The organism is Micromonospora sp., assembly GCF_048594385.1.
Taxonomy (GTDB): Bacteria; Actinomycetota; Actinomycetes; order Mycobacteriales; family Micromonosporaceae; genus Micromonospora; species Micromonospora wenchangensis.
In genome coordinates this window covers 1-11195 of sequence record NZ_JBMDWU010000476.1, presented here as the reverse complement: position 1 = coordinate 11195, position 11195 = coordinate 1, and the positions used below count along the sequence as shown (strand labels likewise).

The 11195-nt window shown below is 72.5% G+C and carries 11 protein-coding genes; 10 read left to right on the top strand and 1 reads right to left on the bottom strand.

Annotation, left to right across the window (positions count from 1 at the left end; translation table 11 throughout):
* The coding region (locus ACOJTC_RS25740) for an OB-fold nucleic acid binding domain-containing protein (protein ID WP_420118824.1) at nt 1–1220 on the top strand (1220 nt) is incomplete at its 5' end.
* 45 nt (nt 1221–1265) lie between these two features.
* On the opposite strand, the gene ACOJTC_RS25735 is transcribed toward ACOJTC_RS25740, so the two are convergent.
* Nucleotides 1266–2126 (bottom strand): SPFH domain-containing protein, encoded by an 861-nt coding sequence (locus ACOJTC_RS25735; RefSeq protein WP_357930743.1) that lies wholly within the window; start codon nt 2124–2126, stop codon nt 1266–1268.
* Nucleotides 2127–2278: 152 nt separating this feature from the next.
* Here ACOJTC_RS25735 and ACOJTC_RS25730 point away from each other — a divergent pair, with 152 nt between their 5' ends.
* The 9 genes from ACOJTC_RS25730 to secD all read left to right on the top strand — a co-directional run.
* Nucleotides 2279–3316: an aminotransferase class V-fold PLP-dependent enzyme gene (locus ACOJTC_RS25730; RefSeq protein ID WP_420118823.1), complete on the top strand. Its 1038-nt coding sequence runs from the start codon at nt 2279–2281 to the stop codon at nt 3314–3316.
* Between the two features lie 89 nt (nt 3317–3405).
* Nucleotides 3406–4029: a transcriptional regulator gene (locus ACOJTC_RS25725; RefSeq protein ID WP_363654976.1), complete on the top strand. Its 624-nt coding sequence runs from the start codon at nt 3406–3408 to the stop codon at nt 4027–4029.
* 136 nt (nt 4030–4165) lie between these two features.
* Complete coding sequence (locus ACOJTC_RS25720; protein ID WP_420118822.1) at nt 4166–5731, top strand: MFS transporter; 1566 nt, start codon at nt 4166–4168, stop codon at nt 5729–5731.
* Between the two features lie 12 nt (nt 5732–5743).
* Nucleotides 5744–6352: a TetR/AcrR family transcriptional regulator gene (locus ACOJTC_RS25715; protein WP_420118821.1), complete on the top strand. Its 609-nt coding sequence runs from the start codon at nt 5744–5746 to the stop codon at nt 6350–6352.
* A 97-nt stretch (nt 6353–6449) separates the two neighbouring features.
* A complete protein-coding gene (ruvC, locus tag ACOJTC_RS25710) occupies nt 6450–6977 on the top strand; it encodes a crossover junction endodeoxyribonuclease RuvC (RefSeq protein WP_420118820.1) in 528 nt (175 codons plus the stop codon).
* A complete protein-coding gene (gene ruvA, locus ACOJTC_RS25705) occupies nt 6974–7576 on the top strand; it encodes a Holliday junction branch migration protein RuvA (protein ID WP_420118819.1) in 603 nt (200 codons plus the stop codon). Before ruvC ends, ruvA begins: the two co-directional genes overlap by 4 nt.
* 34 nt (nt 7577–7610) lie before the next feature.
* Nucleotides 7611–8675, top strand: coding sequence for a Holliday junction branch migration DNA helicase RuvB (ruvB, locus tag ACOJTC_RS25700; RefSeq protein WP_204927624.1), 1065 nt, complete (start codon nt 7611–7613; stop codon nt 8673–8675).
* Nucleotides 8676–8795: 120 nt separating this feature from the next.
* The gene (gene yajC, locus ACOJTC_RS25695; protein ID WP_232378607.1) at nt 8796–9161 is read left to right on the top strand and encodes a preprotein translocase subunit YajC; all 366 of its coding nucleotides are present in this window, start codon (nt 8796–8798) and stop codon (nt 9159–9161) included.
* A gap of 229 nt (nt 9162–9390) precedes the next feature.
* Nucleotides 9391–11195, top strand: a 1805-nt coding sequence (gene secD / locus ACOJTC_RS25690) for a protein translocase subunit SecD (RefSeq protein WP_420118818.1), incomplete at its 3' end; no start/stop codon positions are given.

Below are 11195 nucleotides of genomic sequence, written 5' to 3'. Positions count from 1 at the left end.
TCGCCGGGTACGCCTTCAACAAGGCCCACTCGGCGGCGTACGGCCTGGTGTCGTACTGGACGGCGTACCTCAAGGCGCACTACCCGGCCGAGTACATGGCGGCGCTGCTGACCTCCGTCGGTGACGACAAGGACAAGATGGCGCTCTACCTGTCGGAGTGCCGCCGGATGCGTATCCAGGTGCTGCCGCCGGACGTGAACACCTCCGCCGGCCCGTTCACCCCGGTCGGCAAGGACATCCGCTTCGGCCTGGCCGCCGTGCGCAACGTCGGGGCGAACGTGGTCGCGGCGATCATGCGGTGCCGCGACGAGAAGGGCGAGTACGCCGACTTCTACGACTTCCTGTCCAAGGTCGACGCGGTGGTCTGCAACAAGAAGACCATCGAATCACTGATCAAGGCGGGTGCGTTCGACTCGCTGGGGCACACCCGCAAGGGCCTGCTCACCGTGCACGCCGACGCCATCGACGCCTTCGCCGACGTCAAGCGCAAGGAGGCCGTCGGCCAGTACGACCTGTTCGGGGCGGGCTTCGGTGACGCCGACACCGGCAGCACCACCGTGATGCCGACCATCGGCGACGCCGAGTGGGACAAGCGGGACAAGCTCGCCTTCGAACGCGAGATGCTCGGCCTCTACGTCTCCGACCACCCGCTGTTCGGCCTGGAACACGTCCTCGGCGCGGCGGCCGACACCACCATCGCCGCGCTGTCGGAGGAGGGCACCGTGCCCGACGGCGCGGTGGTCACCCTGGCCGGCATCCTCTCCGGCGTGCAGCGCCGGGTCACCAAGCAGGGCCGGGCCTGGGCCTCGGCGGCGCTGGAGGACCTGGCCGGCGGGGTGGAGACGCTGTTCTTCCCGAACACCTACGAGGTGATCGGCCAGTACATCGCCGAGGACGCGATCGTGGTGGTCAAGGGCCGGGTGGACCGGCGCGACGACACCCCCCGGATCATGGCGATGGACATGTCCATGCCGGACGTCACCAGCACCCCCGGCAGCAAGCCGGTGACGCTGACCATCCCGGTGCACCGCTGCACCCCGCCGCTGGTGGAACGGCTCAAGGAGACCCTGGTGCTGCACCCGGGCGACACCGAGGTGCACGTCAAGCTGCTCAACGGCGGCAAGGTGACCACCCTGCGGCTCGGCCCGTTCCGGGTGGCCGCCACCACCGCGCTGATGGGTGACCTCAAGAGCGTCCTCGGCCCCGCCAACGTGAGCTGACCCGCCGGGCGGTGGGTGACCACCGCCCGGCGGCCGGCGCCCAGGTCACTTGCCGCCGGTCACGATCCCCGGGTTGATGCACAGTCCGGGGGTGCTGCCGTTCTTCTCGGCGATCTCCAGGCAGCGGGACACCTTGTCGACCTTGGCGTTGGTCTCGGTGATCTGCCGCTGGATGTCGGCGTTGCGGCGGTCCTGTTCGAGGTTGCGGGTCTGGGCGAGCTTGTCCTGGAAGGCCTTGATGTTGCCCTCGGTCTTATCGTCGTGGTTGACCCGGGTGATGGTGACGGACAGGATGTCGACGTCGCCGGAGAGCCGGCCCTCGGCGTTGCTCCGGATGCTCTCGGCGAACGGCTTCAGGTCGACGTTCAGGTTCCCCGTCCGGGCGTCGATCTTCTCCAGCGGGTTGTAGGTGGCGAAGGCGTCGTTGACCGCGCTGTCGAGCTGCACCCCCACCCGCTGGCCCCGGAAGCTCTCGAAGTCGCCCTTGTAGTCCATGAACTGCTTCGGCGCGTTCTCCGGCTTGACCTGCCACTCGATCAGCACCTCGACGCAGGCGTCGGCGAGGGTGCCGGTGCGGACCCGGACGCAGTCGTCGCCGCCGATGTGGTCGTACTTCTGCCGGCCGGCGTCCCACTCGCCGACCTTCTGCCAGGGAGCGACCCACTTGAGCCCGGAGCCGGTGACCTCGCCGGTCGGCTTGTTGAAGCTGGTGACGATGCCGACCGAGCGGATCGGCACGGAGTGCGCGCTGGCGCCGATCCCGAACAGCAGCGCGCCGGCCAGGCAGCCGAGCGCGACCAGCGTGCAGGTGCGCTTGACGGCCGGGTACCGGGCGAGGAGCCGGACCGCTCCGGCGACCAGCGCCCCGACGGCGAGGATGACGGCGAACGTGAAGCCGACGGGCACGGGGCATCACCCTTCCGAGGGAGCGTCGTTATGTGGATCATCAACCTAGGTCAGCGGGTCAAGCCGGTGCCGGTCGGGTGGCCGGCGGGTGCGGGCCACCACCGGCGGATTGGTGCTGACCGGGCGCGCGAGGGTGTCACTAGCCTCGACGCATGGAGTTGGCGCAGGCACGCGAGCTGTGGCAGCCGGAACCCGGCTGGTTGAACACCGCCAGTTACGGGCTCCCGCCCGAGCCGGTCTGGACGGCGGTGCAGGAGGCCCTGGCCGACTGGCGGGTGGGGCGTACCTCCCACGAGGTGTGGGAGGAGGCCACCGGGCGGTCCCGGGAGGCGTTCGCCGGCCTGGTCGGGGTGCCGGTGACCGATGTCGCGGTCGGCGGCAGCGTGTCGCAGCTGCTCGGACCGATCGCCGCGGCCCTGCCCGCCGGGGCCACCGTGGTCGTCCCCGAGGTCGAGTTCACCGCCAACCTCTTCCCCTGGCTGGTGCAGGAGGAACGCGGCGTGCGGGTGCGCACCGTGCCGCTGGCCGGCCTGTGCGACGCGATCGACGCCGGCACCGACCTGGTCGCCTTCAGCCTGGTGCAGTCCGCCGACGGGGCCGTCGCCCCGTACGCCGAGATCGTGGCCGCGGCCCGCGCGCACGACGCGCTGGTGGTGGTGGACGCCACCCAGGCGTGCGGGTGGCTGCCGTTCGACGCGGCGCTGGCCGACGCGGTCGCGGTCGGCACGTACAAGTGGCTGGTGTCGCCACGCGGCTCGGCGCTCGCCTACCTGGCCCCGGCGCTGCGCGAGCGGATGCGTCCGGACGCCGCCGGCTGGTTCGCGGGCAGGGAGCCGCTGTCCACCTACTACGGTCCGCCGCTGCGGCTGGCCGACGACGCCCGCCGGTTCGACAGCTCTCCGGCCTGGTTCAGCTGGGTGGGCACCGCGCCGGCGCTGGAACTTCTCGCCGCGCTCGGTCCGGCGACGACCGGGGCGTACGACGTGGCGCTGGCGAACCGGTTCCTCGCCGGGCTGGGCCGGCCGCCGGGGGACAGCGCGATCGTCGCGGTGGAGGTGTCCGACGCGCGGCAGCGGCTGGCCCGCGCCGGGATCCGGGCGGCGGTGCGCGCCGGGCGGGTCCGGGTCGCCTTCCACCTCTACACCACCGAGGCGGACGTGGACCTGGCGTTGGAGGCGCTCACCGGCTGAACCACCGTAGTTTTTCCCCGGCGGCGCATCCGAACCGGCCCGTCCGGGCGAACCCCTGGTAACGGTGTCCTACCCGGGGGGTGCGTCTGGTGTTGTCGGATCCGATGCCGGTCGAGGTCGTCGAGACGGCCCACAAGCGGCTCTCGGCCGCCGCCGAGGACCTCGACGCGAACCTGGTCGCCGCGCTGGTGCTGGAGTACGCCGCCGACGCCGGGGTGGCGGCGGTGTGGGAGGCGGTGTGCGTGCCGCTGCTGGCCGGGCTGCGCGGTCGTGACGCCGCCGAGATCGCCGTCGAGCACGCCCTGTCCGAGGGCATCCGGATCGGGTTGGACGTGCACCGGCGGGTTCCCGGCCGCCGGTTGCGCACCGACGGGGTGCTGCTCGCCGGGGCCGAGAACGAGGCGCACTGCCTGGGCCTGCACGCGGTGGCCGCCGCGTTGCGCGAGCAGGGTCGGGGCTGCCTGCACCTGGGGCCGGCGCTGCCCTGGGTGGCGCTGGGCTCCGCCGTGCTGCGGGCCCGCCCGCGGAGCGTGGTGGTGTGGTCGCAGACGCCGGTCACCGGCCGGGCGTACCGCCTGGTCCGCTTCGGCCGCGACTTCCCGGGGGTACGGGTGTACGCCGCCGGGCCGGGCTGGATCGAGCCCCTCGCACCCCCCGCGACCCGGTTGACCAGCTTCTCCGCCGCGCTGGCCGCCTGCGGGCCGCCGGCCTGACCAGGTGACCCGCACCACATCCGATACGAACCGGTGCCGTATCGAAACATGAGACTCGTAAGGTGAACACCGTTACGAGTCTGACCCGTTCCGTATTGCCACGGCACGGGTGCAACCGGGGGGAGCACCGGAGCGTATGCAACCGCACGAGAACACCGGACATCCGAGACGATGGGCGATCCTCGGCGTGCTGGTGGTCAGCCTGCTCGTCGTCGTCCTCGACAACACCATCCTCAACGTCGCCCTGCGCACCCTGGCCGACCCGGTGCACGGCCTCGGGGCCAGCCAGGGCGAGCTGGAATGGGCGATCAACTCCTACACCCTCGTCTTCGCCGGCCTGCTGTTCACCTTCGGCGTCCTCGGCGACCGGGCCGGCCGACGCCGGTTCCTGCTCGTCGGCCTGGTCCTGTTCGGCCTGTCGTCCCTGCTCTCGGCGTACGCGCAGAGCCCCGGCCAGCTGATCGCGGCCCGCGCCCTGATGGGCGTCGGCGGCGCGGCGATCATGCCGGTGACCCTGTCGATCATCTCCAACGTCTTCGACCCCCGGGAGCGGGGCCGCGCCATCGGGGTCTGGGCCGGCGCGGTCGGCCTGGCGGTGGCGATCGGCCCGATCCTCGGCGGCGCACTGCTGGAGCACTTCTGGTGGGGCTCGGTCTTCCTGATCAACGTGCCGGTGGTGGCGCTCGGGGTGCTGCTGGTGGCCCTGCTGGTGCCCGAGTCGCGGGACCCCCAGCCGGGCCGGGTCGACATCCTCGGCGTGCTGCTCTCGGTCGTCGGCCTGGTCGCGCTGACCTACGGCATCATCGACGGCGGCGAGCACGGCTTCGGCCGACCGCTCGTGTGGGCCGCGATCCTCGGCGGGGCGGCGGTGCTGGCCTGGTTCGTCGAGCACGAACGGCGCAGCGACCACCCCTCACTCGACGTACGGCTGTTCCGGGTGCCCCGGTTCGCCGCCCCGGTGGCGATCGTCGGCCTGGTCTTCTTCGCCGCCATGGGCGTGATGTTCTTCAGCTCGTTCTACATGCAGCTCGTCCGGGGCTACAGCCCACTGGAGACCGGCCTGTTCTTCCTGCCGTTCGCCGGGGCACAGCTGGTCTTCGCGCCGCGCAGCGCCGCCATGGTGCGCCGGTACGGCGGTCGGGCGGTCGCCACGGTCGGCCTCGTGCTGACCGCCGTGGCGCTGGCCGCGTTCGCCTTCATCGACGCCGCCACGCCGATCTGGGTGGTGCTGGTGGCCTTCTTCATCCAGGGTGTCGGGATGGCGAACATCATGCCGCCGGCCACCGAATCGATCATGTCGGCGCTGCCCCGGGAGAAGGCCGGCGTCGGGTCGGCGGTGAGCAACACCGTCCGCCAGGTCGCCGGTGCGCTGGGCGTCGCGGTGCTCGGCTCGGTGCTCTCCGCGGTCTACCGGCAGGACATCGCCACGACCGCCGACGCCCTGCCCGCACCGGCCCGGGAGGCGGCCACCGAGTCGGTCTCCGGGGCGTACGCGGCGGCGGCGCAGCTCGGCCCGGCGGCCCCGCGGCTGATCGCGGCGGCCAACGACGCCTTCGTCTCGGCCATGCACTGGGCGGCGGCGATCTCGGCGGTGGTGGCCGCCCTCGGCATCATCATCGTGCTGCGCTGGATGCCGGGCCGGCCCGCCACGGCCGTCACCGCCACGCCGGTGGCGGAGCGGGAACTGGCCGGAACCACGTAGGTTCGCAGAACGATGTCCGACCTGAACCCCACCGCCGATGCTCCGCGGTCGCCCGGGCGACCGCGGAGCATCCGCGCGGACGAGGCCATCATCGAGGCCACCCTGGATCTGCTCGCCGAGGGCAGCACCATCGAGACGCTGTCGATCGAGGCGATCGCCACCCGCGCCGGGGTGGGCAAGGCCACCATCTACCGCCGCTGGCCCGGCAAGGACGCCCTGCTGCTGGACGCGCTGCGCCGGCTCAAGGGGGTGGTCGCCCAGCCGGCCGGGCACTCCGTGCGCGACGACCTGGTGCTGCTGGTCGGCGCGGTCGGGCACAACATCGACCCCCGGGCGGAGCGGATCATGCCGTGCCTGGTGCCCGAGGTGAACCGCAGCCCGGACCACTTCCAGCTCTACCAGAACATCATCGAGCCGCGGCGGAAGATCATGCGGGAGGTGCTCCGCCGGGGCGTGGCCGCAGGCGAGCTGCGCGCCGATCTCGACATCGAGGTGGCGATGGCGCTGCTCACCGGCCCGATGCTGGTCCAGCGGCTGATGCGCTGGCACCCGGAGCTGGACGACCGGCTGCTCCCCGAGAGGGTCGTCGACGGCGTGCTCGACGGCCTACGGGCCCGCTGAGCCCCACCGTCGGGCGGCGTGTCCGCCCACCGGCGTGTCGGGGCGGAGCAGTAGGGTGTCGAACACCCGTACTGTCGAGGGGCCCTAAGGAGGCGACGTGCGCGTGCTGGGCGTCGACCCGGGCCTGACCCGGTGCGGGGTCGGCGTGGTCGAGGGGGTGCCGGGCCGGCCCTGCTCGCTGGTCGCCTACTACGTCGTCTACACCGACCCCGCCGACGACCTGTCACTGCGTCTGCTGCACCTGGACCGGTCGTTGACCGACCTGGTCGCCGAGCACCGGCCCGACGCGGTCGCCGTCGAGCGGGTGTTCAGCCAGCACAACGTGCGCACCGTGATGGGCACCGCCCAGGCCAGCGGGATCGCCGTGCTGGCCGGGGCGCGGGCCGGGCTGCCGGTGCAGACCTACACGCCCAGCGAGGTCAAGGCCGCGGTGACCGGCTCCGGCCAGGCCGACAAGAAGCAGATGACCACGATGGTCACCCGGCTGCTGCGGCTGGCCGAGCCGCCCCGGCCGGCCGACGCGGCGGACGCCCTGGCGCTGGCCATCTGCCACGTGTGGCGGGGCGGCACCCGGTCCAAGCTGGCCGAGGCCGCCGACCGGGTACGACGAGGAGGAGCACGATGATCGCCAGCGTGCGCGGCACGGTGACCGCGACCGGCCCGGACCACGCCGTGGTGGAGGTCGCAGGGATCGGCCTGGCGGTGCAGTGCGCCCCCGGCACCCTGGCCGAGCTGCGGGTCGGCCAGCCGGCCCGGCTCGCCACCAGCCTCGTGGTCCGGGAGGACTCACTCACCCTCTACGGCTTCGCCGACGACGACGCCAAGCATCTGTTCGAGCTGCTCCAGACCGCCAGCGGGGTCGGCCCGCGACTGGCCCAGGCGGTGCTGGCCGTGCACACCCCGGACGCGGTCCGCAAGGCCATCGCCAACGCCGACACCGCCGCCCTGACCCGGGTGCCCGGAATCGGCAAGAAGGGCGCCGAACGGCTGGTGCTGGAACTGCGCGACCGGATCGGCCCGGTCCCGGTGGGCCCCGACGGCGCGGCCGGGGTGACCGCCGGCGCCTGGCCGGACCAGGTCCGCCAGGCGCTGGTCGGGCTCGGCTGGACGGCCGGCCAGGCCGACCAGGCGGTGGCCGCCGTGGCGGAGACCGTGGACGGGCCCACCCCGCCGGTGCCGATCCTGCTCAAGCAGGCCATCCGACTGCTCGGCCGGACCCGGTGACCGGCGTGGCACGGTCCCGGTCGGGGCGGCCGGCATGAGCGGCGACGGCCTGGTCTCGGCGTACGCCGACGACGCGGAGCGGGACGCGGAGGTCAGCGTCCGGCCGAAGCGGCTGGACGAGTTCATCGCCCAGCACCGGGTCCGCGACCAGCTCGACCTGCTGTTGCAGGGCGCGATGCGGCGTGGCGCCCCACCCGACCACATCCTCCTGTCGGGGCCTCCCGGCCTCGGTAAGACGACGTTGGCCAATATCGTGGCCGCCGAGCTGGGCTCGGGCATCCGGGTGACCAGCGGGCCGGTGATCGAGCGCTCCGGTGACCTCGCCGCCATCCTGACCAGCCTCGCCGAGGGCGACGTGCTGTTCATCGACGAGATCCACCGGATCGCCAAGCCGGCGGAGGAACTGCTCTACAGCGCGATGGAGGACTTCCGGGTCGACGTGATCGTCGGCAAGGGCCCGGGCGCGACCGCGATCCCGCTCGACGTGGAGCCGTTCACCCTGGTCGGCGCGACCACCCGGTCCGGCCTGCTGACCGGCCCGATGCGGGACCGCTTCGGCTTCGTCGCGCACCTCGACTTCTACTCCCCGGCCGACCTGGAGGCGCTGCTGCACCGCTCGGCGCGCATCCTGGGCGTGCCGATCACCCCGGAGGGGGCGGTGGAGATCGCCGGCCGGTCCCGGGGCACCCCCCGGATCGCCAACCGGCTGCTGCGCCGGGTGCGCGACTACGCCGAGGTCCGGGCCGACGGCGTGGTCACCCTGGAGACCGCCCGGTCCGCCCTGACCGTGTACGACGTGGACGCCCTCGGCCTGGACCGGCTGGACCGGGCGGTGCTGACCGCGCTGGTCGACTCGTTCCGCGGTGGTCCGGTGGGCCTGTCCACCCTGGCGGTGGCGGTGGGGGAGCAGCCGGACACGGTGGAGGAGGTCTGCGAGCCGTTCCTGGTCCGCGCCGGACTGCTGGCCCGTACGCCCCGGGGGCGGGTGGCCACCGAGGCCGCCTGGCGACACCTCGGCCGCACCCCGCCAAATGGTACATTCGGTGTGGAAGCCCCCGCCGTGCCCGATCTCTTCTCGAACGCGCCCGATCCACCGTGATCTGAACGTGATCTGCGCCGCATTCGGCGTTCCCAGGTGCAGGGATTAGACTCGCCGCGGTCTGTACAGGATGTGAATATCCGCCTCCGCTCCGGCGCGCACGTGCCGGGACGGTGGCCAATGGGAAGGTCGCACACCGTGCTTTACGCAGCACAGTCCGGCGGAGGCGCCGGCAGTCTGACGCCGATCCTCATGATCGCCCTGCTCTTCGGGGTCATGTACTTCATGATGATCCGGCCGCAGCAGAAGCGCCGCCGCGAGGCTGAGGCCATGCAGTCCGCGCTCGGACCCGGTGACGAGGTCGTCACCATCGGCGGGCTCTACGGCACGGTCGTGGGTGTCGAGGACGACACCGTGCTGCTGGAGGTGGCCCCCGGTGTGCAGTCCCGCTACGCCCGGCCGGCCATCGCCCGGGTGGTCACCCGGGCCGAGCGCCCCGAGGCCGACGAGCCGGTCACCGAGGACGCGGAAGTCGTCAAGGAGTGAAGCCGCCACCCGCCCGGCACCACGGGCGGGTAGCGGCGGGACAACTGGATAGGTGGGCCGGTCCCCAGGGTCGGCACCCGCACCGTCCGCCCGACGCCACCACGTCGGCGGTGGTGCGCCGTGCCGTCGGTCGGGAGTGGCCCGCGCAGAGCACGTCGGGGCGGGAACCCCGCTCCGACCTCGTCGCCGCTGCGCCGGCGGCGCGACCGTTACAGGGAGACAGACAGCCGTGGCACCACCTCAGGGACAGATGCGCCCCGGGCGGCAGCTCGCCGTGCTCGGGTTCATCTTCGTCGTCCTCTATTCCTTGGTGTTCTTCTCGGGCGGTGCCAGCGGCGGCTGGAAGGACCGGCTGGAGCCGCGGCTCGGCCTGGACCTGATCGGTGGCACCCGGCTGACGCTGGAGGCGACCAACACCATCGACGGCAAGCCCCCGACGTCGGCCAACCTGGAGGAGGCCCGGCAGATCATCGAGAGCCGGGTCAACGCCTACGGCGTGGCCGAGGCCGAGGTGGTCACCGAGGGCAACCGGAACATCGTCATCTCCCTGCCCGGTGAGAACCGGGAGCTGACCGACGTCGGCAGCGCCGCGGAGCTGCGCTTCCGCAAGGTGCTCAAGGCCGCCGACGGCAGCGGCGCGGTCGCCGCCCCGGCGCCGTCGGGCAGCGCCTCGCCGGCCCCGTCCGGCAGCGCGTCGCCCGCCCCGTCGGGCAGCGCCTCGCCGAAGGCCTCCGGCAGCGCGTCGCCGAAGGTGTCCGGCTCGCCGAGCGCCGGTGGGCAGGGCGGCGGCGCCCCCGCGCCGAGCGCCAGCGCCTCCCCGTCCGGGTCGGCCTCGCCGAGCGCCCCGGCCGCCTCGCCCAGCGCCAGTGAGGCGCCGGTGTCGCAGAGCATCGAGGAGCAGCGCAAGGCCGTCGAGAAGAAGGTCGGCGCGGCCGCCTGGGCTGCCGCGAGCGGACTCCAGGCCCCGGCCGACCTGGCCACCAACCCGGCCCTGGCGGAGACGTTCAAGCCGTTCGGCGCGCTCTCCCCGCAGGAGGTCGCGGTACTGACCCCGCAGATGCAGTTCAACGTGCCGACCATCACCTGCGCCCAGCTCGACAAGCGGCCCCCCGCCTCGATCAAGGATGAGAAGCAGCAGGCGGTCGCCTGTGAGGGTGGCGCGGCGAAGTACCTGCTCGACCAGGCCAAGGTGCTCGGCACCGACGTCAAGGACGCCAACGCGGTCCTCGACCAGGCCAGCACCTGGGTGGTCAGCCTGAACTTCACCGGCGACGGCCAGTCCAAGTGGACCGAGCTGACCCGGGAGGCGTTCAACAACACCGGCGGCGGCTGCGACCAGACCGCTCTCGGCCAGGACGGCAAGTGCCGGGTGGCCGTGGTGCTGGACAACGAGATCGTCTCCTCGCCCGAGATCCAGGGCGTGCTGACGGGCGACTCGCAGATCACCGGCAGCTTCGACAACACGTCGGCCAACGCGCTGGCCAGCCAGCTGCGCTACGGCGCGCTGCCGGTCACCTTCGTGCCGCAGGAGCAGCAGAACGTCACCGCGACGCTGGGCGACAGCCACCTGCGGGCCGGCCTGCTGGCCGCCGGCATCGGCATGCTGCTGGTCATCATCTACGCGTTCTTCTACTACCGGCTGCTCGGCTCGGTCATCTTCCTGAGTCTGGTGCTCTCCGCGTTGCTGGTCTTCGGCGCGCTGGTGGTGCTCGGCCGGTCGATCGGCTTCACCCTCACCCTCGCCGGCATCGCCGGCATGATCGTCTCGCTCGGTGTGGCGGCGGACTCGTTCGTCATCTACTTCGAACGACTCAAGGACGAGATCCGGGAGGGGCGCAGCCCACGCAGCGCGGTACCCCGGGCCTGGATCCGGGCCCGCCGGACGATCATCTCGGCCAACGCGATCACCCTGATGTCCGCCGTGGTCCTCTACATCGTCTCGGTCGGCACGGTGAAGGGCTTCGCCTTCGCCCTCGGCCTGGCGACCGTGCTCGACCTGGTGGTCGTCTTCCTGTTCCGGCACCCGATCATGAC

What these genes read in the sequence shown, in the direction of transcription:
- yajC (WP_232378607.1), top strand. Translation starts at nt 8,796, where the DNA reads ATGGGAAGGTCGCACACCGTGCTTTACGCAGCACAGTCCGGCGGAGGC.
- ruvB (WP_204927624.1), top strand. Translation starts at nt 7,611, where the DNA reads ATGAGCGGCGACGGCCTGGTCTCGGCGTACGCCGACGACGCGGAGCGG.
- ACOJTC_RS25720 (WP_420118822.1), top strand. Translation starts at nt 4,166, where the DNA reads ATGCAACCGCACGAGAACACCGGACATCCGAGACGATGGGCGATCCTC.
- ACOJTC_RS25715 (WP_420118821.1), top strand. Translation starts at nt 5,744, where the DNA reads ATGTCCGACCTGAACCCCACCGCCGATGCTCCGCGGTCGCCCGGGCGA.
- ACOJTC_RS25730 (WP_420118823.1), top strand. Translation starts at nt 2,279, where the DNA reads ATGGAGTTGGCGCAGGCACGCGAGCTGTGGCAGCCGGAACCCGGCTGG.
- ruvA (WP_420118819.1), top strand. Translation starts at nt 6,974, where the DNA reads ATGATCGCCAGCGTGCGCGGCACGGTGACCGCGACCGGCCCGGACCAC.